The organism is Mesorhizobium sp. M2A.F.Ca.ET.046.03.2.1 (assembly GCF_003952425.1).
Taxonomy (GTDB): domain Bacteria; phylum Pseudomonadota; class Alphaproteobacteria; order Rhizobiales; family Rhizobiaceae; genus Mesorhizobium.
On sequence record NZ_CP034449.1, the window covers coordinates 566,662 to 592,560 of the forward strand.

Below are 25,899 nucleotides of genomic sequence, written 5' to 3' on the forward strand. Positions count from 1 at the left end.
GTAAAAACGAACGCCGCGCAACGCGCGACGCGACAGTCCTCCCAAGCAAAAAATAGTACTTACCTATCCTATTCTAATCAAGAGAGGAATTCATGGGGAGAATATTCCCCCCATACTTATTTTCAGTAATCAGTTGTTCCATCAGTGGCTTGCCGCCCGGAGCCTGCAAGCGGCGATGTCAAGAGCTCGGTGTGCAGCGGGAGCTTTCGCTAATCAGACGTAGGTCAATAGCCGAGTACAGACTGCAATTCCTTAGCCGCGGCACTAATTTGGCCAGCTGGTGAGTTCATCAACCCAGGCACAACGATATTTCTCAACATCGCAGTCTCCTGCTTGTTGAGAAGGTATTTATTGCGATCGAGCGCGAACGTGATCAACATTCGCTCTAGGTAACCGACATCGGTGCGCCTACCACGGGCTGGTCTTGAGAACGCTCTCGCACCTGATGTCGTGCGGGCGTAGAGATAGAGATAGGGACGGCCGCGTCTCCTGCCTTCAAGGACGCTGTTAAATTTGCTGACTTTATCGTCGGTCAGGCACTCTTGCCGGAAGCTTTGGCGTTCAGCCTTCCCGACATACCAAGGAACTGGGACCGGACCCGATCCAAGGGCAAATACGTAGCATCCGCAAGCCTGTGAAAGCCCCGGAATTTCTTCATCGACTTCCGACCAGAAAACAGCCCTCTCCCGGTCTTCCAGAAACAGAAAATTGTCGTCCGAACGTGTGAGTTCGAATGGACCGTATGGATAGTACCGCATGTTCCCCACCCTATTCGGTAGCAAAGCGAAATGTCTAGAAGTAACCCGGAGCCGAGCACGAACCCGCATCCATTCCCAACTCGCCTGCTTATACACAAACGACCAACATTACGATTCGTGCCTCGACACCGTTGCCTTGGATAAGCTGGGATCTTGGCCTAATGTCAACAAATTAGTGGCTACGCGTTTGCATCACGGGACGCGAACTGATTGGCAGGGCAATATACCATGCGTTGAGACCTGCTTTGATTTGCAGCTCCGACCCAAAGCGGGACGAAATCGAGTACAGGTCCACTGGCTTTTTTGCCAGAGACGACTAGAAGGTTCTGATCAATGCATCCGTAATATGGAGTAAGAAAAAATTGGCTGATGAAACCCACACCCACGCAGGATCACTGATCGAGCTCACAGCCGATATCGTATCAGCCTATGTCAGCAAAAACGCCGTTCCAGTTTCCTCTCTAGCTGAGCTCATTGAGAGCGTAAATTCCTCGTTGGCGCGAATTGGTCAGCCCATCGAAGCTGAAAAGCCCGTTCAGGCTCCCGCCGTCAACCCAAAGCGATCGGTGACGGCCGACTACATCATCTGCCTCGAAGATGGCAAAAAGTTCAAATCGCTGAAGCGCCATCTAATGACCCATTTCGGTCTTACGCCCGACGAATACCGCCAAAAATGGGGTCTCGCGCACGATTATCCCATGGTTGCTCCCAGCTATTCCGAAAGCCGCTCCAATCTGGCAAGATCGTCAGGACTTGGTCGCAAGAGTGCAGCTTCAAAAAAGACTCCAGCTAAAGGCAGGAACAGTCGGTAGCGATCTGCTGCTTACGCGCGGCTAAGGGCATCTTCAAAGAAGGTAACATCCTGCAGACTGGAGTGCTTCGAAGATGCCGTCGAATTCTCGCGGTGAACGTGTCGGGTCCTCCGCACTGCCTCGCGGAACATAGATCACGCAGCCAGCGCGAGCGCGAGTAAGCAGAACTCGATATCCGTTCAATCGGAACTGCTGCTTGCCTGCCTCCCGAATGATCTGCCATTTCGGCGCCCTCATCATACGGGGCACCCACTGATCGGTCGCCCATATCAGATCGCCGCCCCAACAAAGCCCGACATAGTCAAGCTCCAATCCCTGGCAGCCAAATTCACTCATTGGCAATTCCAGAGCTCCGGCGCTTCGAAAGTCCGTCTGGGGCTTGAGAAACCAATGGCCGATTGGACCGAGCTCATTCGATCGTGGTGCTGGAGGAACCCCCTCCGCTATCAATCTAACCGCGGCAGAGTTAGCCATCAAACCGACTGATCGGCCCCCTCGGCGGCGTGCTCTAAGCCATTCTTTGGCCGCATCAATGTCGCGGGTAACTACAGCAGGAGCGTCGCCCATTCGCTTTGCGATTGCTCTGGCCCGGTCTATCTGGCTGTCCAATAGGGCTGCGACCCATTCACCGTGCTGTGGATTTCGATAGGCCCGAATTGCATTGGATAGGTTCAACTTCGGTTCAATTTGAATGGTGATCCCATCCCTTTTCGCACGGCTGAAAATACCACCGCCGGAGACCTCTGGCCCTCCGTCAATCGCGGCAGGTGCCGCAACGACCTTCCACCCTCTTCCCGCTGCCGCTGATCGGCTAAGGGCTTCGCCCCAAAGCGCCAGGCCGCCCTCGCCCCTATTGATCTCTTGCCCAGGTCCGACCAGGCAGACGAGACAACTCCAATCCAATCGAAATAAAATGTCCAGGAACAGTTGGGGCTCTGATGTGGGCCTCCCCATCAGCTCTTGGCCGACCTCCTCGTCCCATGCCCGTTGAGCTTCGTCGAAGATGATCACGTGCTCCGGCGGGGCTGCTCCGTCAGTATGTTCTTTGAGGTAGCCCAGCAAATTCTGAATCGCAGCGTCGGCTTGGTACTTGGCATCCGCCTTTGATCCCCCTGTCCGAACTGCGCTGTCGTGTGCCAATGCCTCAGTGAGCACATGCACTAACGGTCGGTTGCCGGATAGCAGTGCGGCGGGACGGGTTCCCGAGCGGCTCTTGAGCGCAAGATCCAAACCCAGAAGCGTCTTGCCTGACCCGGGAGAGCCTGTCACGAAGCAGACGATGTGAGCCTTCTCCGCCTCGGCTTTTGCCGCAATACCCTGCAAGATTTGGGCCGCGGCCTGCAATTCGGCATCAGCCGCGTCGCCGCGACCAATGTCCTCGATCTGATGACCTGCATATAGCGCCTGGGCCGCTTCGACGATCGTCGGCGTTGGTCGATAAGCGGACGACTGAAATGTGAGCGCATCAAGGTGCGAGGCCGTTGCATTTACATCAGCGAGCATCGCCAATGCCTGAGAAATCGACGATGCGTTGGTGAGTAATATTCGCGCCACGCCGTCAAAATGCTCTATAGCGAGCGGCTTGCTGACGGCATTTTCGGCACAAAGGATCGGCACGATCAGTTGGGAACGAGATGCTTCGTGGAAGTCTCGCAGCGATTGTGCATAGCGCTCAGTCTGCAAAACCGCAGCTCCGTCAAAGCTGCCTGCTCCGGTCTTAAATTCTATGACCGCTACGCATCCCGTAGTGAGGAGAATAACGTCCAGCCTCTTCGCTAACCGCAAAAGAGGCACCTCAATCAGTATCGACCAGCGTTCAGCTCGCTCCCCGACCTCACGGAGCGACATCTTTAGTATCTCGATCTCACGCTCCCACGCTCGGACTTGCTCTGCTTCTGCAGACGCGTGGAAGGCGACATGGCGGGTGGACAACCTACCAACGATGGTATCGGTGGTTGTTCGCAAAAAGCCCGCGACTTCGTCGGAATAAAAAGAGCGGCGATGGGTGCTCAGCTGCTGCAAGTCGGTCACAGATCCCGTCATAACCATGCCCCTGCCAATGACCATTGTTCGGGGCATATAGCGAATGACAGCTTCTATGGCCACGGCATGGAGAGGTATCAACCTGAGTCAACTCGTTGACTGTGCAACACAAGATCGCGAAACCGCGGTCAGGACCTTGGCCATCATGCCAGTGAGTCCCCCAGGCAGTGCGTGATGATAAACGCAACAAGTCGCGCTGTGGCGCTAACCTATCTTCGGCGAAGTTGGACGTTTTTTGCAGCGTGAAGGATCGAGGCGAAGGACGGTTCGGGCAAAGGGGCTTTTCGTGTCGACATTGTTGTCATGAAACAGCGTTTTGGTCGCATTCACCGTTTCCGCCTTCACGGTCACGTGGTCCCGTTCAAGGATAGACATCAGTCCATCCAACTGACCGTGCTTTTGTGCCTCTAAAACGATCTTGGCGAATGTGTAGGCATTCATATCCACCCACTTGCGATGTGGAGGGAACAATTTGATCCTCTCCTGCGCATCTTCAGGGTTTTTCGGGTTTTTTGCCATTGCCTCCTCCTATTCAACGAGAACGAAATTTCGCTCAGTACGGAGTATGAGCTGGTCAATCGCACTTACCGCTCGACGCGTCGTCGCATCACCTTCCAAGTTGACGTAGGTTCCCACCTTCTCGTCCTCTTTCGCAAATTGCGGACTGACAGCCAACGAGAAGCCGACGACGATTTTGTGCTTGTCTTCTCTGAAATTCGAGAAGCCAAGCGTACCATCTTTGAACGATGCGGATGAGACGATCGTAATCTTTGGCGAGACATCGCCATAAACCTTGGTTGTGAACTGCTGCGCATAGGCCATTGCTGGTTTCGACTCGCCCTTTTCACCGGCCAAGGCTCCGAAGAGCGTGAGGTCGACAAAGTCATCAACCATTGCGTCCACTCCAATCTTTCCGGCGATCGGGTACACATAATTGGAGTGCGTCGAAAAGAATCCGGGCGGCACCTCACGTGGATCGCAATAGTACTCTGGAAGGTCCTTCAACAGGTAGCCGAACTTGTCCGCAATCGTGAAAGTCTGTACATTGTTCCTGGATCTGTCGACGCCGCTCTTGATCGGAATGGAAACGGTTCCCTTGGTAACCGCTGCCAGGAAATTCAAATCAACACTCGCGTCATTCGATTCTGTGATATCAAGATTGAAATTGTAAGCGATCGCCGTTGGAAAGAAATACTCAATATATGCGTAGTCTCGAGGATCAAGCTTTTTCCAATCAATGGTACTCAGCTTTATTTTTCTATCTTTTATTTTCTCCGATATCTCGACACCGTACTTGTCGTCCTTATTGTCGATAAGCCACGCTGCGATCTTATCCGCAATGGCCTGCCTGGCTTCACAGCGGACCTTCCGAACGATCTCTGGGGCATAGTATCGCGTCATGTCATGGACGACAGGGTGCACCGCACACGAGCTAAGCAAACAACTTATTGAAAGACAAACACCTGCCCGCCGACCGCCCTGCATAGCACGCCGCCCCCCGATCTTCCCCATAATGACCAACTTCGTGGTCTTTTGTTACCGTTACATTTCATCTATCTACAATCAAGTCTCCTTGTATTAGGTCACTGAAATTTTTACGGCAAACCCTGTGCTTTGGCACAAGCTCAATCGACTACCCGCGTATGCAGATGCGGCATAGCTGATAACACCGATCTTCGTACTGATTGGAATAGCGGTTTTGGCTTCTAGTAAGGCGACTGATCCTCAGGCTCGCCCAGCTTTCAGCTTTCGCTTCAATGCTCCCGGCAAGGATGCATATCGTAGCGCCCTTGAGTTGCTTGGCGGAGGTGATATCACTGAACTTTTCACCGTGCCTGCGCGCCATGAGAGGCCCGCTGTAGCGCGCTTCTAAGGTATTCAACAGGAAACCGTTTGCGCCAGGCAAAACGCCCGTCTCGCCAGACCTCTCGCCGCAAATGGCTGCGCCCCGGCCCGGTCGCTTCACCGTGTTTTGTGTTGTTGAAAATATGTCTGGACGAGGTACTCTCCTCGTGAAAACCCATCAAAACATGCGCGTTTGTAGGCTGGCTTCATAGGATTTCGAGAATGTACCTCCGAAGAATAATGCTAAACAACATTCGCGATTTTTCGGACTTTGAAGTCAATTTTGAGAATCCGGACGACAAATCAGCCCGCCTTTGGACGCTGCTTGTTGGGGGCAACGGCGTGGGTAAAACCACTCTGCTACGCGCGGTAGCGCTTGGCTTTGCCTCAGAGGCAGATGCCAATGCAATGATTGCGTCCCCTCTGGCGCGCATGATCAACGATCAGAATAGGCCAGCTTCCATCCATCTCGAGATCTCTGAAAAGCGAGACGATAAGAATTTCGAGATTCTTGAAACGATCATCGACTGGGTGGACGACCACGAGGCCGTACGCACTATACGCAAACTGCCAAGCTGGGCCTCGAAGGCCTTCGTTGCTGGCTATGGTGTTGCTCGTATCAGAACAGGCAGAGACAGCGTTCGACCACGGCGTCTCATTGATTCCGCCGAAACCCTATTTTTTTACGATTCACTTTTGACACCCGTCGAACTGACAATGCGCCGCCTCCAAGATTTCGTCGGTACGGAAAAATATGATCTCGCTATGCGGAACCTCATCGAGGCGCTCGACCTTCCGCCTCACACGGAGATTAGCTTTCCAGCTGGCGGCGGAGTGGAGATCCGATCCGGGCCCGATAGAGCTCCTCACCGGTTGGAGCACTGGGCAGATGGATATAGATTAAACTTCACTTGGATAGCGGATTTCTTCGGTGCCGCGATGGCGGCCGATGCGCTAACGAGAGACGGAACACTCAGAGGCCTGCTGCTGCTTGACGAGATTGAGCAGCACACACACCCAAACATCCAGGATACGTTGGTTATTGAATTGAAAAAGCTCTGGCCAGAGCTTCAGGTCATTGCCACCACACACAGTCCACTCGTGGTGTTGGGCACGGACCCTTCGGAATTGGTTGTCCTCAAACGCGACCATTTAGGCAAAGTCAATGCTGAGCTTGGCCCGTCATCGTTCGTAGGCTTTACAGCAGAGGACATACTCACGGACAAAGCAATTTTTGACACCGACGCTCGCAGCGTCAGCGATAAGGCGATGTTGGACCAGTATAAGAAATTGACCGAACGAGATGACGACGACCTGCAGCCTGACGAGCGGAAAGAACTCGCCCAACTGAGTTCGCGACTCCGTGGCCTAACTGGTAGGTCGACTCCGGACGGGCAAGAGGCCTCTCATCGCGCAGTGGACGAGGATGAGGCAAATCTGGTCAATGACCTGAAGGCACTCAGAGAGAAATACGGTCTTTAAGGGCTATCATGATTAGACTGTGGCGGAAGCGGCCAAACGGCGAGCGTGTCCATCCCGGAAAGCGTTGGGCAAAGCTGTCTCGAGACGGCAAGGTGAAAGCGATCGCCGATGGACCCACCCATGTGGTGAGCTCGCAGCTCTATGGGCACGATGACGTCCGGGCGGCCCTCGAAGAACTTACCTATTACAAATGTGCCTACTGCGAAACTCCTATAGCTCAATTTGACTGGGACGTTGAGCACTACAGACCGAAAGGCGCCGTCCAGGGCGCGGTGAATCACCCCGGCTACTACTGGCTCGCTTACGACTGGGACAATCTTCTACCTGCCTGTACCTACTGCAATCAGAGCAGACGGGAAAAGCCGATCTATCGGGTTGCGGCTGTGATGCCCGCCGGGGGCAAAATGAACCAGTTTCCTCTGTCGGACGAGACAAAACGAGCGATGAGCCCTGCTGATGCGCTCTCTAGGGAAGCGCCGCTACTCATCAATCCAGCAAAAGAGAATCCCGAACCCCATTTCGGCTACCTTCCTGACGGAACTGTCTTTGCCACCACGGGCAGCGTCAAAGCACCGGTGACGATAACTATCCTCAGGTTAAATCTCTATCGATTGCGACGTGCGCGCCTCGAGGCGCTGAAGGATTTCATCACCGTGCTTGAAATGCGGGAAAACGCAAAAAAGCAGGGCAAACACGCTGCGGTTATCGAGCTCGAACCAATCGTCGAACGCTTACATGCCGATACGAAGCTCTATGCAGGGATTAAGCGCTATTTCGCTAGAAATCCGACGGCCTACGGGTTTGCCTGACGCAACCATGTTCGTCCGGCAAAATGCAGCTGGGATATAGCTTGCCGCTGGCGCCCGCAACGGCGTGCGGCAAGCGCAGTATTACCTGAAGTTCATGCTCGCAATAGCCGGGCAGGATGATCAACGCTCCAGCGAGACGGGCGCGGCAATACCACCAGAGATGATGCATTACGGCGTCTCAAAGGCAGCCCAGCTCGCCTTCAGCCGCGGCATATTAAGCGGCGGACGTTTGCGCTGCCCCTCGTCGCTCCTCAAGCGCTACGCGACGTCCAAAGAGGTTGCGACATGATCTGCTTCCTTTGCTCTCCGCGGCATGCGCCACCAATGGCGCACCGGCCCGGGTAGAAGGCCGGCTCACACCTGATGGTATTCCGGAGAGGCTGGCCTGACGTACGCCAGATTTGCCACGACGTGGATGCTGCGGCATCGCTCTTTGGCGTGGTAACTGCTTCGCCGTCCTGCCCGCCACCACGGCGCTCGGCGCCCTAGCAGGTAGCGCCCGGCGGACCCTCCCGCGGCGGGCGCGCATGAAACCAGCAAAGCTCATCTGGCTATATTGCCTTTTGAGCCTTTGGGAGCCTGGCGCGAACTGGCTGGGTGCCACGGCATCGCGGGAACCGCCGAGCAGTCGCTTGGCCGCGACCCGAAAGTTCATCAAACCCGCCCCTGCTACTCGGCTTTCTTCCGCGCCTGGCACGATCGACACGGACGCAACACCAGAGTAGCCGTGCTCGTGGGACGATCACCAATGCCGAGCTGAAAAGGTTTCAATCGTAGAAAAAGGCAAAATTCGGACTCTGCCAGGCTTTCAACTACCGCTCCGTTCTTGGAAAAACGGTGTTAGCCGAGTATAGTGCCATCAGCTGATCTGAACCGCTTTAAATTGTCGAATTTATGTCCCGCAGAAAGTACCGCTTTTCGGCAGTAGAACGGTGGGTCGTTTTCTCGATCCACGGCTCTAAATGTTACTTACGCGGACATCCAATCAATTTGCTAGATATGGAGGTGGACCATATAATTCCTGAAAGCCTCCTCGACGATCCGGGTAGATTGCAGTATATATTGCGAGAATATGGCCTGCCGAAAGATTTTTCAATCAATAGCTACGCTAATTGGTTGCCTGCCTGTCGCCACTGCAACCGCGAGAAGGAAAATTCGGTATTTGACCCAGTCGCCGCTATTCTGACGCCATTAAATCGTGCAAGAAAAAAATTTGCCGAATGCGAATCTCTTGAACGCAAATGCCTGCATGATAAAGAGGTTTCAAAGATACTCAACGCAGTTGAACGAGCGCTTAACCTACGGACTACCGACCTATACGTACAGTCGCACTTCCATAATGCGGCCATTTCAGGTGCTCGGTTAGATGAAATTTACTATCAAAACGAAAATAAGACGTTGTCATTTTCAATTGGCCATAGAAACACGGTCTTATCCAAAACTGATTTTGATAAGAATGGTCGGTATTCAGTGCATACTCTTCAGTCGACTTTTGGTGATGTAATCGCCACGATCGACTCTGACGAAAATATGACTTTTACCTTCAAGCCTTATGCAAAAGCGGAATTTAATTTCAAAATTGGGTTTCTTTCCTTCGGCGCGTCTGTAACTTTTCAACCTAAAGAAATGTCCGTCGATATGCCGGCACCTACCCTTGATGGATTTGGCGAATTTGGAGAGACGGTGGCAAAACCAAGCCGGCAAGTTCCCGCAGTGATCTATGACGATCTATTGACCATCTACCGCCGCAAGCTTGGGCGACCCGGCTGAAGAAATTGCTGTAGGGACCGTCCCTGAACGTTCAGCCGCGTTCGAATTCGAATCTCAACATATTCGTCTGTGGCAATTCGCCCGTTACTCAGAATACGAGGCTATCGCGTCGGCCTCGTTGCCTATCGCCGGCGCGCCCCTGCTCGACGCTCACGAGATCCTCGCATTGCTCAAGCACCGGCAGCTCGCGCAAGGCTCAGCAGCCGAAAACAACCGCCGCGTGGGCCGTGGCTGGTTCGCATTGCGAAATGCCCGCTCCCCCAACCGCGTAATGGATTCATGGAACTAACCTATTGATTCATTTTGGCGATATCCAAGAAACCATGCGACGAGCTCAGCCGAATTTGCTGCGCCGACAGACCTGGCGATCCGAACCCGGTGCGATTCAACCGTTCGACGGGACAGGCCGATCTCCTTGGCGATCTTGTCGTTCGTCTTGCCTTGCGCAACCAGCGTCAGAATCTGGATTTGCCGTCCCGTCAATTCAGCGGTCAGCGGACGTTGTAACGGTTCGAAGCAATATAGCGCCGCAGCGAAAGGATCCGTCGCGTTGCGGGAGCGTCCGTTCACGCGGCACCAGAAGCGCATGCCACTTGAATTCACCATGACACGCTCGTCGTAATAGGCCGCGCCGCCGGACATGTGCTGTCGCCACATCCTGCCGACGCGTATGAAGTCGGCTAGATCCGGATAGAGCTTCGCGAAGGTCGTGTTTGCCAGTTCGTCGCGGCCATAGCCGAAGAGTTCGGCGAACTCCGTGTTGCAATCCCGGATGATGCGATGTGTCGCGTAGACCATCGGCAATGGCATGTCGGTCAGTTGGAAGTTCAGCGCAGACATGCCGTAGAAATACTGCTCGTGCCTGATGCTGTGCAAGGCCTAGGTTTCCTCAAAACTCGTAGGGAGGAGCCTATGCGCAAGGTGCGCGACAGCGTCGCCGACGCTCTGAAAGATGTTTTGAAAGACGAGATGGTCATCATGGCCGGCGGCTTCGGCCTATGCGGCATTCCAGAAAGCCTGATCCTCGGCATCGAGCAGTCCGGTGCAAAAGGCCTGACCGTCATCTCCAACAATGCCGGCGTCGACGGCAAGGGTCTAGGGCGACTGCTCGGCACCCGCCAGATCCGAAAGATGATCTCGTCCTATGTCGGCGAGAATAAGCTCTTCGCCGAACAATACCTCTCCGGCGAACTGGAACTCGAATTTAATCCCCAGGGCACGCTCGCCGAACGCATTCGCGCCGGCGGGGCCGGCATCCCGGCTTTCTTCACTAAAACCGGTGTCGGCACGCTGATTGCTGAAGGTAAGGAAGTTCGCGCCTTCGAGGGCTCGGAGTTTGTCATGGAAACAGGCCTGGTCGCGGACCTATCCATAGTCCATGCCTGGAAGGGCGATCGCGAAGGTAATCTTGTCTACCGGATGACGGCGCGGAACTTCAATCCGATAATGGCGACGGCCGGCCGGGTGACTATCGCGGAAGTTGAGCAACTGGTCGAGACCGGTACGTTGGACCCCGACCAGATCCATACGCCGGGCATCTATGTTGACCGGATCGTTCATATCGCAGATCCGATCAAACATATCGAACAGCGCACCGTGCGCTCCCGCGAAGTGGAGGCAGTCTAATGGCCTGGACAAGGGATCAGATGGCCGCCCGGGCGGCAAATGAGCTGCAGGATGGCTTTTATGTCAATCTCGGTATCGGCATTCCGACGCTTGTAGCAAACTACATCCCCGCGGGCATCGACGTTCGCCTCCAGAGCGAAAACGGCATGCTCGGCATGGGCCCCTTCCCCTATCAGGACGAGGAAGACGCCGATCTGATCAACGCCGGCAAGCAGACGGTGACGACGCTTCCCGAGACGAGCTTCTTTTCGAGCGCCGACAGTTTCGCCATGATCCGCGGCGGGCACATCGATCTGTCGATCCTCGGCGGCATGCAGGTCGCCACGAATGGCGACCTCGCCAACTGGACGATTCCGGGCAAAATGGTCAAGGGAATGGGCGGCGCGATGGACCTAGTAGCCGGCGTCAAGCGCGTCGTGGTGCTGATGGAGCATGCGGCCAAGGGTGAGTCCAAGATCGTACCGGAATGCACGCTGCCGCTTACCGGCAAGCGGGTCGCCAATCTGATCATCACAGATCTCGGCGTATTCGAATGCGAGGTTGCGGGCGACCCGCAGCTACGATTGATAGAGTTGGCAGATGGCGTCACGCTAAAGGAAATCGCGGAAAAAACTGCGTCTCCTTACACGGTCGCGTTCGCTGGCAAATGATCCACGCGCAGGTTTTCCGAGCCGGCCCACTCCGGGAGAGCGTGCCACGGCAGATCGTGGGTGTGTTCCGCGTCGATGCCCCGGCGCCTCACAGTGAAGCCGTTAAGCACATACGTCACCCAGCGCTAGGCGCCCTTGCATGGGGGCGCAGATCTCAGGCTGGTGGTGTACAACATAGCGACGTCGGCGGATGCACAGAAGATCGCCCGTTGGTCGGCAAGATGTCGCCACGCGAACGAAACGATGTGCGTCTGGATCAGATCTAACGCACGTCGATGCAGGGACATTTTTCACGTCATCCTGACAGACTGCGGTAGCGAAAAGCGCCGGTGGGCGGCGCACCGCTGTTGCAGCCGCGTTCCTGGATACGCTGAGTTACCCATCTCCCGAGTATCAGGCAAGTTTTTCGCAGTAGGCGGCAAGCGGGCCGAGCGCTCGCCATGCTACGGCTGGGGTCACCATCCAGGGCGGAACTGGTGGGATGGTGAGCGCGAATGAGCCAGGTGCAAGTCTCAACATCGCGCCGCTTTGGTCAATGAAAGCAACACCCCGGAGACGGCACGTCAGCGGGCAACGACAGTCAGACCGTTGCCTGGGTGTTGGCGGCTGGAGGAGACGTCATGGCAGACGACGGTGTGGTCGATAAGCCGTATTCGCGCCCCGGCAGTGCGCTTCGCATTTCTCGTCGCGATACAGCGAAAGGAAGCGCGGCCATTGCCGCGGCGATCTTTGCGGCCAACAGCATGAGCACCAGCGAAGCCGCTCCGCCTCGTGTATCGCCTTTACATGCAGAGCCGAGCCGCGGATTGCGCGTGCACACCACTGTCAATGGCGAAGCAGTCGACGGCGACATTGACACGCGTACATCGCTGCTCGACTTGCTCAGAGAAAGGCTAGCGCTAACCGGGGCGAAGAAGGGCTGCGACCACGGCCAATGCGGTGCCTGCACTGTCCATGTCGACGGTAGGCGCGTTGCCTCCTGCCTCACCCTGGCAGCCAAAGTCGAAGGTCGAAAGATCCTCACGATCGAGGGCCTGTCCGGCGGCGAAGACCTGCATCCCATGCAACAGGCTTTCATTGACCACGACGCCTTGCAGTGCGGCTATTGCACGCCCGGCCAGATCATGGCGGCCGTAGCCTGCGTCGCCGAGGGGAACGCGACATCTCCGGACCGCATCAGGGAATACATGAGCGGGAACATTTGCCGGTGTGGTGCTTACGTCGGGATCGTCGCCGCAATCGAGGACGCCGCTTCCAAGATGAGGAGGGGCTGATGCAGTCGTTCGACTATGTCCGTCCGACCACCGCTCAGGAAGCGGTGAATGCCTTCGCCAGAGCAGCGGCTGGAGCGCGCTACATAGCCGGAGGCACCACGCTCTACGATCTCATGAAGCTCAATATCGAGCAGCCGCCATTTTTGATCGACGTCACTGCAATTGAGGGGCTGGACGTCATCGAGATTGGCAGTGAGCGACTGCGTTTCGGCGCGCTTGCTCCGATGAGCAAGGTCGCCGCCGAACCGACCATAGCTCGCGACTATCCGGTCCTAGCTGAATCCCTGTGGAAGGCGGCATCGCAGCAACTTCGCAACATGGCGACAGTCGGCGGGAACCTTCTTCAGCGCACCCGCTGCATGTATTTTCGCAACGGCGCCGGCGGCGTTTATCCTTGCAACAAACGCGAACCTGGCAGCGGCTGCGCAGCGGTTGGCGGCCTCGACCGTGGACAGGCAGTGCTCGGGGTCAGCCGGGCGTGCAACGCTGTCTCCCCCGGTGATTGGCCGGTCGCGCTCACAGCCATGGATGGCAGCATCGAGATCGTCGGCCCCGGGGGCGCGCGCCGGACACCCATCTCTGAGCTTTACCGGTTACCCGGAGAGACGCCGCACCTCGAGTTCGCTTTAGCGCCTGGCGAGCTGGTCACTGCGATCGAGGTTCCGCGGACGGCCGCAGGACGTGGCTCGACCTATCACAAAATTCGCGACCGCGAATCCTATGCCTTCGCACTCGCTTCGGCGGCCGTCGCGCTCGAGATGCGAGGCGACCGGGTCGTTCATGCCCGCATTGCGCTTGGAGGGGTCGCAACGCGCCCGTGGCGCGCGTCCGAAGCCGAGGAGACGCTCGTTGGCCAGCGCCTCACGTCTGAAACAGCCCTGCAGGCAGGGCGTGCGGCGTTCCGCTCCGCGGAGCCCGGCCGGCACAACGGCTTTAAGTTGGATCTCGGCGCACGGACTATCGCCGACGCCCTTTTGATCGCCGCAGAAAGGAGCCGTTCATGAGTGCCGCATCATTTCCCGACCGCGCCCGGGTGGACGCGCGCGACAAAGTGCGCGGCGCGACCCTCTTTCCCGGCGACGTTCCCGTCGCGAGGGTGCTCTATGCCATGACGGTGCCTTCGCGAATCGCCAAGGGCACGATGACCGCGCTCGACACCTCTGCGGCCATGCGCGTCCCCGCTGTCGTGCGCGTGCTAACTCCGGATGACTTTCCCCCGCCGCCACCCGTCGGCAAGCACGCGCTGCCCCCGCCGCCCACTCTTGAGTGGCAGATCGCCTATCGTGGCCAGCCGGTTGCGCTTGTCGTCGCCGAAACGCTCGAAGCGGCGATCGAGGGAGCCGAGGCGGTCCAGCCGACCTACGAATCGGAACCGTTCGCAGCGGTTTTGGACAGCGAGGGCAGCTCGCGCGACTCCGCCGAGGACGTGACGTTCGGTAACGCCGAAGAGGCGCTTCGCGGCGCTGCAGTAACCATCGACGCGAGCTATTCGTCACCCACACAGCACCACAATCCGATCGAGCTTCTTGCGACCACGGCTATCTGGGAAGACGGACGCCTGACGATCCACGAATGCACGCAGGACAGCGCGGGTACCAAAGGTATGGCGGCGCACGCACTATGGCTCGATCCGGCGGTCGTCGACGTCAAGAGCGCCTATATCGGCGGAGGGTTCGGACAGAAAGGCGGTATGGGCCAGCGTCAGACGGCACTGGTCGCCCGGGCGGCGATGCTGCTTGGCAGGCCCGTGAAGATCGTCACTCCACGCGGGCAGATATTCCATCTGGCCACCTATCGGCCGAACAGCCGCCATCGGGTTCGCCTGGGCGCAAGCGCCGACGGCAAAATGATTGCGGCGCTATATGACGCTGAGCAGGAGCAGTCGCGGAACGGCTACTTCCCGTCGGCCGACTATCACGAGGCGCCTAGCCGCCTTTACGGCATCGAGAACTATCGCGGGACCGCCGCTGACATAAGGCTCGATCGTCAGCCTCCGGGTTGGATGCGGGCGCCCCATCCCCAGGCTGCCTGCTTCGCTTTCGAGAGTGCGGTCGACGAACTTGCCTTCAAGCTCGGTCGCGATCCGGTCGCACTGCGGCTCGCCAATAATGGCGGTGTCGATCACAGCACCGGTCATCCCTATTCTTCACGCTTCCTCAACGAGTGCCTCGACGAAGGAGCGCGACGGTTCGGTTGGTCGCGGCGGACGCTGCAGCCGCGCTCGATGAGCGCTTCTGACGGCAGCCTTGTCGGCTGGGGGGTCGCCTGTGGCGCATACCCGTCCATGATGGCCGCGGCGGTTGCGACATTGCGCATCGGCGCGGACGGTCGAACCCGCTACACCGTCTCCGGCCACGAGATGGGCCAGGGCATCCGAACGGCGATTGCCACGGTGCTGCTCGAGGGATTGGACATCGATCCCGACAAGCTGGAAATAGTCATCGGGGACACCACCGCCGCTCCCCAACACATGACCGCCGGCTCATGGGGCACTGCTGGCGCCGTCCCGGCGACAGCCAAGGCAGTCGCGCGGATGCGCGAGGCGATTGCGGAACTTCTTGCCGGACGTCGGATCGCTGGAAATCTACACCGGCAACTTGCGACCGTGCGTCGCCCATTCCTGCGGATCCAGGTTTCCGAGGTCGCGCCAGGCCAGGGGCCCGAGGCGCTCCAGTCGCTGCGCCGGGGCGGCTTTGCTGTTGCCGGTCCCCAATATCCAACCTTTACCACGATGAGCTACATCGCCCATTTCGTCGAGGTCCGGATCGAGCCCACCACGCGCCGAATTCGCGTGCCGCGCGTTGTCAGCATCGCCGACTGCGGGCGTGTTATCAGCCCACGAACGGCGGCAAGCCAGGTGCGCGGCGGAGTGGTCTGGGCATTCAGCGCCGCGCTCCGCGAAGCCACAGAAATCGATCCACGTTACGGCGGCTATCTCAACAACGATCTCGCCGATTATGTCGTTGCGGTGAATGCAGACATTGGCGATATCGACGTTGGTTTCATCGACCAACCCGATCCCCTCGCCAATTCCATGGGGCTCAAGGGCCTTGGCGAGGTTGCAATGGTCGGGGCTTCACCCGCGATCGCCAACGCAATTTTTCACGCCACGGGCAGACGGCTGCGGGACATGCCTATCCGCATCGAACACCTGCTTTAGCGGTATCGCCTTGGCGCACGGCATCGCGAGGAGATGCTAGAAAACCGGATTCGAAACCTGGCGGACACCTGGAAGGCGATTGGTTATCTGGGATACACGCAACGCTCTGCTCTTCGTGGTTTCTGCAAGGCAGCAATTCGTAGTGCCCTCCCCTGCGTAGAGCGGGAGTCCGACGGCGACGACTTACATCAAGGAAATCTATTTTACGTTGACAAATAGTCTTTTCCGACGGATAGCTGAATGCGACGGTTGACGGCCGTGGGAGGTCGGGCGTCGATGCTTGCTGCCCGCAAGATTCGCAGCGAAGCGGTCCCAGAGCTGAGCCTCGATCGCCTGCTACAGGCAGACCCACCTACTCGATCGGGGCTGCCGTCTCGAGAACCATGGCTCGGGCCTCATCGGTTACGCTATCTCGCCGTTTGACGAGCACCGAAACTTAGCGAGTGTTGAGGTCGATAACTTGGGAGCTTTCCGAAATGGGACTGTCGACCAGGTCAGTGATCTCCGAGGTTGAATATGACGCGTATCAATGGCTTCATCGCACCAAGCCGCCGCGAGGGTGTTCTCGGGGTCCACTCCATGGACACCTTCAACATGATCGTGCCGGACCTGAAACGGGCCGAACAGTTCTACAGCGCATTCGGCTTGATCGTTCGTGATGAGGGGAACGCTCTTGGCCTCTACACTGAAGGCAACGATCATTGCTGGGTGAGTCTGGTAGAAGGGAAGAACAAAAAGTTCAACTTTCTTTCCTTCGGCGTCTTCGAAGACGACTTTGAGCCTTTTCGCCGCTACGTGGAAAAGCAAGGCGTCAAGCTGCTCGATCCACCCTCCGGTTTCGAGAATAACAGTTTCTGGTTTCGCGACCATGACAACAATCTCGTCGAGATCAAGGTCGCGGAAAAGACATCGCCGAATTCCAAGGCGCAGGTGTCAAACATCTCCGTGCCGGCAAATGTCCGTGGGGCGCCTTCGCGCTCCGCCGCCCGGATGGTTCATCCTCGACGACTTGCACACGTCCTGTTGTTCACGCGCGACGTCCATAAGGCAATCGCCTTCTACAGCACCGTGCTCGGACTGCGCCTCTCCGACCGTTCCGGAGACGGTATCGCTTTCATGCATGGGGTCCATGGAAGCGATCACCATATGATTGCGTTTGCCAAATCCAATGGGCCAGGCCTGCACCACTGTAGCTGGGATGTCGAATCGATTGATCAGATCGGCCTGGGTGCCAAGCAGATGTTGGACAAGGGTTACTCCAAAGGCTGGGGCCTTGGCCGTCACGTGCTTGGATCAAACTATTTCCATTACGTCCGCGACCCCTGGGGCAGTTACGCCGAATACTCAGCCGACATCGACTACATCTCCAGCGATCACGACTGGGCGGCCGACGACCATAACGCCGAGGATGCGCACTATGTCTGGGGTCCGACCGCACCAGACGACTTCATCGTAAACTACGAAGCGTCCGAGTAGCTTTTAACGTCCGCGTTGGAAACCTGAGGATTTGCCGGCGGAAATACCGTCCTATCGAAATGGTAGCAGCTGGAGGGTACATGCCCACACCGATTGATCGCCCCCCTGCCCTCGACGAGAACTTGCTAACGCCAGAGCAGGCACACGTCTATAAAGCCATCAAGGCTGGCCCGCGTGGCGTGGTGGAAGGACCGCTGCGGGTGTGGCTTCAGAGCCCTGAACTGGCCGACAAGGCACAAGAACTGGGTGCATTCTGCCGTTATGGCACCGTTCTGGGACCACGGCTGTCGGAGCTGGCGATCCTCCTCACTGGTGCCCATTGGAGAGCCGGCTTTGAATGGGTGATCCATGCGGCTATTGCTGAAAGGGCCGGGATTGATGCCGCTGTCATTGATGCGATAAGGCTGGGTAAGGAGCCCTCGTTCGGCGACGCGGCCGAAAGGGTGGTCTATCGATTCGCGACTGAGCTTCACCGCACCATGAATGTCAGCGACAACACCTATAGAGAGTCGCTCCGCCTATTGGGGACCCGAGGGACAGTCGAGCTTGTTGGGATTCTCGGCTACTATGGCTTCATCTCAATGACCATCAAGACATTCCACGTCCCACTGCCGGAAGGTGCCCCTGATCCGTTTGCCTAGGCCCGATCTTCGAGGCCAAAGGAGCCGGTCCCGAGCCGTGTGCAGTGAACAGCGCCGCCGCAAACACAGTTGCTGACCAACGCAGCTAGGTTTGAATACCCTTAGGGCCCACGCCCTAGTCGGGAAAATTCTTGTCCGGCGAGTAAGGCGGTTCAATTACCCGAACGCGAATTGCGGCCTGCATGTGAGGCTCCACATGCGGCTTTCGCGAACCCCCATTCGGTTCACCCCAAATCAGTACGAGTTCGGTTCCTGGCTTGGCATATTCCCCGTCAACAGAGCCCAGAGAAATCACGTCGGGACCGAAAGTGAAGTATCCGACATGTTGTGAAATGCCGATGAGGTCGCCGTCCTTGGACCGCAGCTCGTCGGCCTGGGGCCAGCCGTAGGCGGGAATGGGCAACTCCATCGCCTTGTATCTGTCGCCGCTGCAGAACTGCGAACCCACTACTTTTTGAACATCCTCGCGGTTCCACACGAAAATGCGTTTGACTCGACGCGGCTCGATCATGCCTTTCTCGAGCGCCTCTCTACCGACGAAATCATGATCGAACTTGACGAGACGATCATAGCCGAGGGCTGAAGGCGTCCAGTAGTAGTCCTCAATATTTTCGCTGTAGAGGCTGCCGCCGATCTGAGCGTTTGCCTCCCAGCTGTCAGCCGACAGCCATTCGCGGTACGGGCGCAAGTCGTCGCCAGTATATATCGCGGGCAGCGGGTAAGCGATCCAGCCGCCTATCAGACCGTGACTGAAGTACAGCAACAGACCGCCAAGCCGGATCCCATGCTTTTCGCCGGCTTTAATGATCGCTTCGCGAACCGTATCCAGGTGCTGGTAGTCGCCCGAAAGTTCCGCGCCCGCCCTTCCACCGGCGCCCATCGAATGGCTGAGAGCAAGGACTTCAACCCCTGCAATCTTGACGGGCTTGATGTGGAAGAATTTCAACTCGGGCCAACCACCCTCTACGACGTCGTTTAGAACGTCGAATGCTGTTGGTCCCTCGATCTGAAAGCGAAACTTGCTGCGTTTGCCTGTAGGATTGAAGGGCGTCGTAGGCTCGAACTCGACCTCGACATCATACTCGCCATTTTCGCCATGATAGCGGACCCAATTGAGCACTGGCATCCCGCTGATGAGTTCATAGCCTTGCTCTTCGCCATGATAATACATCAGGCAGTCACCGATGTGATATCCTCGAGGCGTGACCGAGAAATATTGCTTGGCACGATCTTGTGTAATATTCGCCAGACTGATCGGAGTAAGGTATTGCAGCATCTTGCGCGCATCCGACCCTCTTACGATCAACACAGGCATGTGGTGGGACTGATTGGTAAGAATGCAGGTCTCGTGCGCTGCGCGCTGCTCGTCGCGCCAGTTCGTGTACTCCTGCTCGATCAAATTGAGCCGTGAAAAGAGCTCGGTCCGCGATTTATAAAACGGCGATATGGTGTCGTTGTAGAAATAATCCACCAGCTTTGGCTTCGACTCAACGAGGTCCTGCAAGCTCTTCATTCATAGCTCCCATGAGTTTTTCGTAAGCGTGCGCCAACAAATCGCGACCCCTTCCAGGGCAAAAAAGAGCCTTCGGGGACTTAGCAAGCGCCCCCTCTGATCATTCCTCGGCCGCCTCAAATATATTATGAAATAAATAATGCATTTGTGAGGCTGTCAAGCGAGAGCCTATCCGGGTGCTCCCCTCGATGGGCTACGGGATGTGCATGCTCTGCGCTTCAGAACGGGCAAAACTGTCAGCTCAACTGAACACGACCGTTTTCGTGCCGTTAAGCAGCACGCGATCCTCCAGATGATAACTGACAGCGCGGGCCAGAACGCGTCGCTCGATATCCCTACCTTTGCGCACCAGGTCATCGGGCGAGTCAGCATGCGAAACCACTTCCACATCCTGGGCGATAATCGGCCCCTCATCGAGATCAGAGGTTACGTAGTGCGCGGTCGCACCGATAATCTTCACGCCTCGCTCGTGGGCCTGGTGATATGGCTTGGCACCCTTGAAGCCTGGAAGGAAGGAGTGATGGATGTTGATGCAGCGGTTCTTCAAATAACGAGAGAGATCGTCGGACAGGACCTGCATATAACGCGCGAGAACTATCAGCTCCGCTCCTGTCTGTTCGATGATCGTCTTGATCTGCGCCTCCTGCTGCGGCTTGGTGTCCTTGGTCACTGGGAGGTGGTGAAACGGCAAACCGTGGTGGCCAACGAGATCGAGGGTCTCGGCGGAGTGGTTTGAGACAATTCCAACACAATCCATGGCCAATTCGCCGATCCGCATGCGGTACAACAAATCGCCTAGGCAGTGATCGAACTTGGAGACCAGGATCAGCACCTTGCGCTTCTGCCCAGTCGGCCGGATTGTGAGTTCCATGGCGAACTGGTCGGTGGCGTCCTTGAGCGCGCTCCGGACCTCTTGAATCTGGCCAGCAAACTCAAACTGAACGCGCATGAAAAAATTGCCTGTGGAGGAATCGTCGAACTGGTGCGCCTCGACAATGTTGCCTCCAAGCCTAGCCAATGCCGTTGTAACGGCTGCTACGATGCCTGGCTCGTTCTTGCATGTCAGGTTCAAAAGGAAGGTCGGGAGTTTTGACGCAGCCTGGGCGACTGAAGATGAACGTTCCGACTGCTGAGTCATTCTGATTTCCTGGTCTTGATTGTTGTGGACGGGCGGGGCGCCCGATTTCAGAAGGCGACGCTATCGCCGCCTTTCAGCCCGAGCATTTCGCGAGCCTCGTCTGGAGTGGCGATCTGATGCCCGAGATCTTCCAAAAGGCGACGGATCTTGTTGACCTGTTCGGCGTTGGAGGAGGCAAGACGGCCGCGCGAAATGTAAAGGGAATCCTCCAGGCCGACGCGGACATTGCCACCGAGCTGAGCGGCCGTCACTGCCAGCGGCAACTGGGCCGCACCCGCACCGAGCACCGACCAGTGATATTGATCACCGAACAGGCGATCCGCAGTCCTCTTCATAAACACGAGGTTATCTACTTCGGGACCGATGCCGCCGAGAATGCCCATCACGAACTGGATGAAAATCGGCGCCTTGAACCAGCCCTGATCCAACCCGAATTTCAAGTTGTAGAGATGTCCTATGTCGTAGCATTCATGCTCGAAGCGGACCCTATGCGGCCGCAGCGCATCCGCGGCTTCCCGAAGGTCTTTAAAAGTGTTGCGAAAGATTGCGCCCTCCGACCGCTCGACATAGGCCTTTTCCCAGTCGAACTTCCATTTGTCGTAGCGGCTAGCCATTCTGTGAAAGGCGAAATTGACGGAACCCATGTTGAGGGAACACATCTCAGGCGAGAAGGCGAGCGCGGGACCAAGGCGTTCGGCAACCGTCTTCGAAATATCCCCGCCGGTTGAGATATTCACGACCGCATCGGTCGACTGCTTTATTCGCGGCAGGAAGGCGTTGAAGTCACCGAGCTCAATCGACACACTGCCGTCTTCCGGATTGCGCGCGTGGAGGTGCAGGATCGCGGCGCCGGCCTCCGCAGCCTCGATGGCCTGTCTGGCGATGTCGTCAGCCGTATAGGGCAAGGCGTCTGACATGGTGGGCGTGTGGATCGCGCCGGTCACGGCACATGTGATGATGGTCTTTCTGTTCCTGCTGGAAGCCATTTGCCTATCCCAGATCCAAGTGTCGGGTGAGCGGAAGGCTCCGAAGCAAACGAATGCTTCGGCCCTAACCGGGTTCCGCCAGACTCTTATGTGTTCGATTTCTATGCCGCCGACCGGCTGGCGTGGCTTAACATCTCACCGCCATGGCATGGCCGCCGCTGCGAACCGGCTCGTCAGACAGCCGGATATTGCCTCTCCATCCGCCAAATCCGCGCCCTAATCGGGCGCCGTTTCACCGCCGATCGGCGATAACCGCCTCCAGCGATGATATGCACCGGCGCGCCCATTGCGTATAATAACCCTCAGGTGTATTCTTAGCCCCTCGGAATGCACATTGCAAACGAAAATACATTTCTAACGCGCGGCTGGGATAATGCCTCTGAAGCCATCGTCGACAAGCAGGACAGCTGAAACGTACAGGAACTTGCGCGACGCAATCGTGCAAGCGAGGTTGCTGCCAGGGGAACGTCTGAAGATCGATGACCTCAGCGCCGCTTTTGAAGCCAGTTCGGGGGCCGTACGGGAAGCGCTTTCCAGGCTAACAGCCGAGGGGCTGGTGAAAGCGGAGCCGCAAAAAGGATTTGAGGTCGCCCCAATCTCCAGAAAAGATCTCATCCAGCTGACCGAAGTTCGAATCACGGTCGAAGGTCTTTGCCTCCAAGAAGCGATCCGCTACGGCACGGTGGAGTGGGAGGCGCGCGTTCTTTCCACGCGGCACCAGCTCAATGCGCTCGCCAAGGCGCGGCTCCACCCCGAGACGGATCAGGGCAAGAAATGGCCCGTGCTCCATATGGAGTTTCACGATGCCCTGGTGTCGGCGTGCCGGAACGAGGTTTGGCTGGAGATAAGGCAGGCGCTCTATATACGCTCAGAGCGCTACCGCCGCATGTCAGGCCCAGTCGAGGGAAGCGGACGCTCGGTCGAGCAAGAGCATAATGCGATCGCCGACGCAGCGCTTGCACGTGACGCAAAAGCGGCCAAGGCCGCCATGAAGCGGCACCTGGAGATTACCACCGAAGTCCTATTGAATTCGTCGATTCCGTTCCAAGAAGCGGAGTCCGATGAGGCCGATCTGCGGCGGGCCGAACTCGCCCTAGTCAGGCCTTGACCAGATCGAATGTGAACCCGGTTTCCCAATTCGCCATCTTGTCGATGCCCCAACTCATCGGAACTTGCGGGTTCTGCTCGTGCCAGGGCCGAGGCTCGAAGGATCCGAGTGCTGGAACATAGACGTCCATCTGGGTGTACAGCTCAATCATCACCTTGTCGGGATCAAAGTGATATGCGGCAAGGTTGTGCCCGGCACAATGCCGCGATGGCCCCCAGAGCGTCGGTATGCCGGCCGAAGCCAGGATGTCGGACGCCTTGACGTGGTCCGCGTTGTCCGACAGCTCGAAGGCGACATGGTGTAGCCGCGACTCTGGCGCGTTCGTCAAATTGACCACGTGGTGATCGCGGTTGCATGTCATGAAGGTTGCCACCCCACCGATGTCGTCGGTGTAGTGGAAACCGAGAAAATCTTCATAGAAGGATCGAAGCTTCTTCGTCTCAGGCGAAATGACGGCAACATGCCCCAACCGTAGGGGACGAATTCCGGTCAGCCCGAATCCGGGGCCGCCGTTGAGGGCGGTATCGAAAAACTCGAAGACATGGCCGCCAGGGCCCACCACCTCTACCAGCTGGGGAATCTCCGGCTGGCTATCGGACTTGATTTGAGCAGTCAAACCGAAGTGCCGGGCTGCATTCGCAAAGCTCTCAAGATCCGTTCCTGGCTGAAGTTGATATCCGAGACCCAAGAACGACTTCTCGCTCGCCCTGCGCAGGATGATGTTGTGGTGCTCCGCGCCCACGGAGAGAAACGCGCTGTCGCTTTCCCTGTCCGCCTCAACCAAGCCGAGGGTCTTGCCATAATAGTCGAATGACCGTGCGATATCCGTGACGCCCATCGAGACATATCCGAGATGGCACACTTTCGGATCGAATTTTTTCATGGGTTCTCCCTGTCGGATAAGGCTGAACGGCCGTTGAGTCACATTAGCAAAATTCTTTTCATGATGTAAAATGTTTTTTCCTTTGCTCTCGCGGAAGACGCTGATACACTCGCTTGCAGCTGGTTCAATCGCTGCTGCGAGGCTTCTCGTCCGCTAACCGGAGCTTTGTTTGTGTCTGCCGGCGCCCCCCACGCGATCTCAGGTAGCTGCCTCTGGGATCGTTCCACAAATGGTCGGCAGCTCTAGACAAATCCGGGTTTGAATCATGCTCAAAGACGTCTTGGCGCGGTGGCTCCGGCCCCGCGCGATCGGTACAACTGCCTCACTAGCCAATCTGCTTTACAACTTTTCGCTTGAGGTCATGCCAAAGACCCTGGCCCGCGTGGACGACATTGAAGGATTTCTGCCGAAAGGCACCCGCGTCTACATCGCCTGCGTTGCAGGCACGGACATAGCCGACATGGTCGCCGCGGCGCGCCGGCTAAACGACTCGGGTTATACCGCGATGCCGCATATTCCAGCTCGGATGATCCGCGACAGGTCCGAGTTCCGGAGCTGGCTTACGCGCTACCGGGATGAGGCCGGCGTAACCGAAGCGCTCGTGCTCGCGGGCGGGACAAAGTCGCATGGAGGTTACACCTCATCCATCGAGTTGCTCGAGACGGGGCTCTTCGACCAATTCGGCTTCCGCCGCTTGCATGTCGCGGGCCATCCGGAACGCAATGGGGACATAGACCCTGACGGGGGCGACCGGAATGTCTTCGCCGCTCTTCAGTGGAAGCGGGATTTTGCCGAGCGCACCGACGCGAAGATGGGCATCGTCACCCAATTCGTCTTCGACGCAAGGCCGGTTGAGAGCTGGATCGAGCGACTGGGACGGGAGCATATCGATCTGCCCATCCACGTTGGAATTGCAGGACCCGCCAGGCTGCAGACCCTGATCAAATACGCGATCGCCTGCGGAATAGGGCCGTCCATGAAGATCCTACAGAGACGCGCTCTGGACGTCACAAAACTTGCCCTGCCGTACGAGCCGACCGATGTATTGACCGATTTTGCCCGCATGACGGGAGAGGTTGCAAGCGCAATCGAATGCATGCACTTCTTCCCGTTAGGAGGCATCGGTCCATGCGTCGAATGGATTCGCCGGTTTCATAATGCGGGGCATGCCGGGACCTGGAGAGAGCGACCGCGACTTCTGAACGATGATACAGTGCCGCATAGACCCGAGCTGGAGCTGCGCAGGGTCAGGGATCAAGCTTGAGGAACTTGCGTGCCGTTCGCTGGCGCCATGTCGAGCGAGGATAGGTCGAGTTCGCACTCCCCAGACACTACGGCTACGGGGATCCGCATCGCCGCATGTCGCAGTCTCGTGGCGCCCCAACACCCAAGGAGTGCCGACGAGAACTCGGAGCTCGCTGAAGCCTCGCGCTCATCAACCTAATCTCAGGCAGGTGTCTGGGCGAGGTAAAGGCAGCAGAGGACTTGCAGCATGAGACCATCAAGGGGGCGACGTCGGTGTCGCCGCCGAGTGCGCTGCTGCAGCGCCGGGTCCACTTCGCGGTAAGACCGACGAAGTGCCGCCCAGGCAGCGGCTTCACTCCTTGGTGCTCGGTTTCCTCAGGCGGCTCAGCCGCGCCATTCGCCGACTTTCCAATGACGGCGACCAGGCTCCCGGTGCCCTCATGCGAGGAGACATTGGAATCGCCGCCCAGCGCCCCCTCTTCGCCGGCAACGTTGATCTCAACACGGGCTCTTGCGGGGCGGATGAGGTCTTCCGCCTCGCGCTGAGGAAGGTCAACGGGCAATTCGCACCCGGCGGCATGCCTGTGCCAAGGAGGCGCCGACACTACCGGTGTTAGGAGGCACCCCCGACAGGCAATGTTTGTTTCGTCACTCGCGCACCCCAACCGGCCCGGCGAGGC

23 protein-coding genes are annotated in these 25,899 nt (G+C 57.4%); 14 read left to right on the plus strand and 9 right to left on the minus strand.

Translation table 11 applies throughout. The annotated features are described in order from the left end of the window. Positions 1 to 224 precede the first annotated feature (224 nt). On the minus strand, positions 225 to 758 hold the full coding sequence (locus EJ072_RS02870; RefSeq protein ID WP_126078485.1) for a hypothetical protein: 534 nt from the start codon (positions 756 to 758) through the stop codon (positions 225 to 227). Between the two features lie 362 nt (positions 759 to 1,120). Here EJ072_RS02870 and EJ072_RS02875 point away from each other — a divergent pair, with 362 nt between their 5' ends. Beyond that, positions 1,121 to 1,570, plus strand: a complete 450-nt coding sequence (locus EJ072_RS02875) for a MucR family transcriptional regulator (protein ID WP_126078486.1) — start codon at positions 1,121 to 1,123, stop codon at positions 1,568 to 1,570. A gap of 33 nt (positions 1,571 to 1,603) precedes the next feature. On the opposite strand, the gene EJ072_RS02880 is transcribed toward EJ072_RS02875, so the two are convergent. The 3 genes from EJ072_RS02880 to EJ072_RS02890 all read right to left on the minus strand — a co-directional run bounded on the left by EJ072_RS02880 (position 1,604) and on the right by EJ072_RS02890 (position 5,014). Then, positions 1,604 to 3,601, minus strand: coding sequence for a DNA/RNA helicase domain-containing protein (locus EJ072_RS02880; protein ID WP_189343198.1), 1,998 nt, complete (start codon positions 3,599 to 3,601; stop codon positions 1,604 to 1,606). 216 nt (positions 3,602 to 3,817) lie between these two features. Next, positions 3,818 to 4,132, minus strand: a complete 315-nt coding sequence (locus tag EJ072_RS02885) for a hypothetical protein (protein ID WP_126078488.1) — start codon at positions 4,130 to 4,132, stop codon at positions 3,818 to 3,820. A 9-nt stretch (positions 4,133 to 4,141) separates the two neighbouring features. Next, positions 4,142 to 5,014, minus strand: coding sequence for a hypothetical protein (locus EJ072_RS02890; RefSeq protein WP_126078489.1), 873 nt, complete (start codon positions 5,012 to 5,014; stop codon positions 4,142 to 4,144). 666 nt (positions 5,015 to 5,680) lie between these two features. On the opposite strand from EJ072_RS02890, the gene EJ072_RS02895 reads away from it, so the two are divergent. The 4 genes from EJ072_RS02895 (at position 5,681) to EJ072_RS02910 (ending at position 9,808) form a co-directional block, all read left to right on the plus strand. Then, complete coding sequence (locus EJ072_RS02895) at positions 5,681 to 6,940, plus strand: AAA family ATPase (RefSeq protein WP_126078490.1); 1,260 nt, start codon at positions 5,681 to 5,683, stop codon at positions 6,938 to 6,940. Positions 6,941 to 7,032: 92 nt separating this feature from the next. Next, complete coding sequence (locus EJ072_RS02900) at positions 7,033 to 7,749, plus strand: hypothetical protein (protein ID WP_126078491.1); 717 nt, start codon at positions 7,033 to 7,035, stop codon at positions 7,747 to 7,749. 1,005 nt (positions 7,750 to 8,754) lie between these two features. After that, positions 8,755 to 9,519: an HNH endonuclease domain-containing protein gene (locus tag EJ072_RS02905; RefSeq protein WP_189343200.1), complete on the plus strand. Its 765-nt coding sequence runs from the start codon at positions 8,755 to 8,757 to the stop codon at positions 9,517 to 9,519. Then, complete coding sequence (locus EJ072_RS02910) at positions 9,503 to 9,808, plus strand: hypothetical protein (protein ID WP_126078493.1); 306 nt, start codon at positions 9,503 to 9,505, stop codon at positions 9,806 to 9,808. Before EJ072_RS02905 ends, EJ072_RS02910 begins: the two co-directional genes overlap by 17 nt. On the opposite strand, the gene EJ072_RS02915 is transcribed toward EJ072_RS02910, so the two are convergent. Beyond that, a complete protein-coding gene (locus tag EJ072_RS02915) occupies positions 9,805 to 10,395 on the minus strand; it encodes a PAS and helix-turn-helix domain-containing protein (RefSeq protein ID WP_245467167.1) in 591 nt (196 codons plus the stop codon). The genes EJ072_RS02910 and EJ072_RS02915 overlap by 4 nt on opposite strands. A gap of 36 nt (positions 10,396 to 10,431) precedes the next feature. Here EJ072_RS02915 and EJ072_RS02920 point away from each other — a divergent pair, with 36 nt between their 5' ends. The 7 genes from EJ072_RS02920 (at position 10,432) to EJ072_RS02950 (ending at position 18,346) form a co-directional block, all read left to right on the plus strand. Continuing rightward, complete coding sequence (locus EJ072_RS02920; RefSeq protein WP_126078494.1) at positions 10,432 to 11,145, plus strand: CoA transferase subunit A; 714 nt, start codon at positions 10,432 to 10,434, stop codon at positions 11,143 to 11,145. Further along, positions 11,145 to 11,795 carry a CoA transferase subunit B gene (locus EJ072_RS02925; RefSeq protein WP_126078495.1) on the plus strand — a complete coding sequence of 217 codons (651 nt, stop codon included), beginning with the start codon at positions 11,145 to 11,147 and terminating at the stop codon, positions 11,793 to 11,795. The genes EJ072_RS02920 and EJ072_RS02925 overlap by 1 nt, the downstream gene beginning before the upstream one ends. 620 nt (positions 11,796 to 12,415) lie before the next feature. Further along, complete coding sequence (locus tag EJ072_RS02930; RefSeq protein ID WP_189343201.1) at positions 12,416 to 13,069, plus strand: (2Fe-2S)-binding protein; 654 nt, start codon at positions 12,416 to 12,418, stop codon at positions 13,067 to 13,069. Continuing rightward, a complete protein-coding gene (locus EJ072_RS02935; RefSeq protein ID WP_126078496.1) occupies positions 13,069 to 14,073 on the plus strand; it encodes a xanthine dehydrogenase family protein subunit M in 1,005 nt (334 codons plus the stop codon). Before EJ072_RS02930 ends, EJ072_RS02935 begins: the two co-directional genes overlap by 1 nt. Then, positions 14,070 to 16,229 (plus strand): xanthine dehydrogenase family protein molybdopterin-binding subunit, encoded by a 2,160-nt coding sequence (locus EJ072_RS02940; protein ID WP_126078497.1) that lies wholly within the window; start codon positions 14,070 to 14,072, stop codon positions 16,227 to 16,229. Before EJ072_RS02935 ends, EJ072_RS02940 begins: the two co-directional genes overlap by 4 nt. Positions 16,230 to 16,745: 516 nt before the next feature. Then, on the plus strand, positions 16,746 to 17,705 hold the full coding sequence (locus EJ072_RS02945) for a VOC family protein (RefSeq protein ID WP_126078498.1): 960 nt from the start codon (positions 16,746 to 16,748) through the stop codon (positions 17,703 to 17,705). Positions 17,706 to 17,785: 80 nt separating this feature from the next. Beyond that, on the plus strand, positions 17,786 to 18,346 hold the full coding sequence (locus EJ072_RS02950) for a carboxymuconolactone decarboxylase family protein (protein ID WP_126078499.1): 561 nt from the start codon (positions 17,786 to 17,788) through the stop codon (positions 18,344 to 18,346). A gap of 115 nt (positions 18,347 to 18,461) precedes the next feature. Here the strand turns inward: EJ072_RS02950 and EJ072_RS02955 are convergent, their stop codons facing one another. The 3 genes from EJ072_RS02955 to EJ072_RS02965 all read right to left on the minus strand — a co-directional run bounded on the left by EJ072_RS02955 (position 18,462) and on the right by EJ072_RS02965 (position 21,983). Further along, positions 18,462 to 19,859 carry an aminomethyltransferase family protein gene (locus tag EJ072_RS02955; RefSeq protein ID WP_126078500.1) on the minus strand — a complete coding sequence of 466 codons (1,398 nt, stop codon included), beginning with the start codon at positions 19,857 to 19,859 and terminating at the stop codon, positions 18,462 to 18,464. 241 nt (positions 19,860 to 20,100) lie between these two features. After that, positions 20,101 to 20,997, minus strand: a complete 897-nt coding sequence (gene purU / locus EJ072_RS02960; RefSeq protein ID WP_126078501.1) for a formyltetrahydrofolate deformylase — start codon at positions 20,995 to 20,997, stop codon at positions 20,101 to 20,103. Positions 20,998 to 21,044: 47 nt separating this feature from the next. After that, complete coding sequence (locus EJ072_RS02965; protein ID WP_126078502.1) at positions 21,045 to 21,983, minus strand: 3-keto-5-aminohexanoate cleavage protein; 939 nt, start codon at positions 21,981 to 21,983, stop codon at positions 21,045 to 21,047. A gap of 373 nt (positions 21,984 to 22,356) precedes the next feature. On the opposite strand from EJ072_RS02965, the gene EJ072_RS02970 reads away from it, so the two are divergent. Then, positions 22,357 to 23,091, plus strand: coding sequence for a GntR family transcriptional regulator (locus tag EJ072_RS02970; protein WP_126078503.1), 735 nt, complete (start codon positions 22,357 to 22,359; stop codon positions 23,089 to 23,091). Here EJ072_RS02970 and EJ072_RS02975 read toward each other — a convergent pair. Beyond that, on the minus strand, positions 23,081 to 23,974 hold the full coding sequence (locus EJ072_RS02975; RefSeq protein WP_126078504.1) for a VOC family protein: 894 nt from the start codon (positions 23,972 to 23,974) through the stop codon (positions 23,081 to 23,083). The genes EJ072_RS02970 and EJ072_RS02975 overlap by 11 nt on opposite strands. Before the next feature lie 265 nt (positions 23,975 to 24,239). On the opposite strand from EJ072_RS02975, the gene EJ072_RS02980 reads away from it, so the two are divergent. Then, positions 24,240 to 25,238, plus strand: coding sequence for a methylenetetrahydrofolate reductase (locus EJ072_RS02980; RefSeq protein WP_189343203.1), 999 nt, complete (start codon positions 24,240 to 24,242; stop codon positions 25,236 to 25,238). Positions 25,239 to 25,899: the final 661 nt, after the last annotated feature.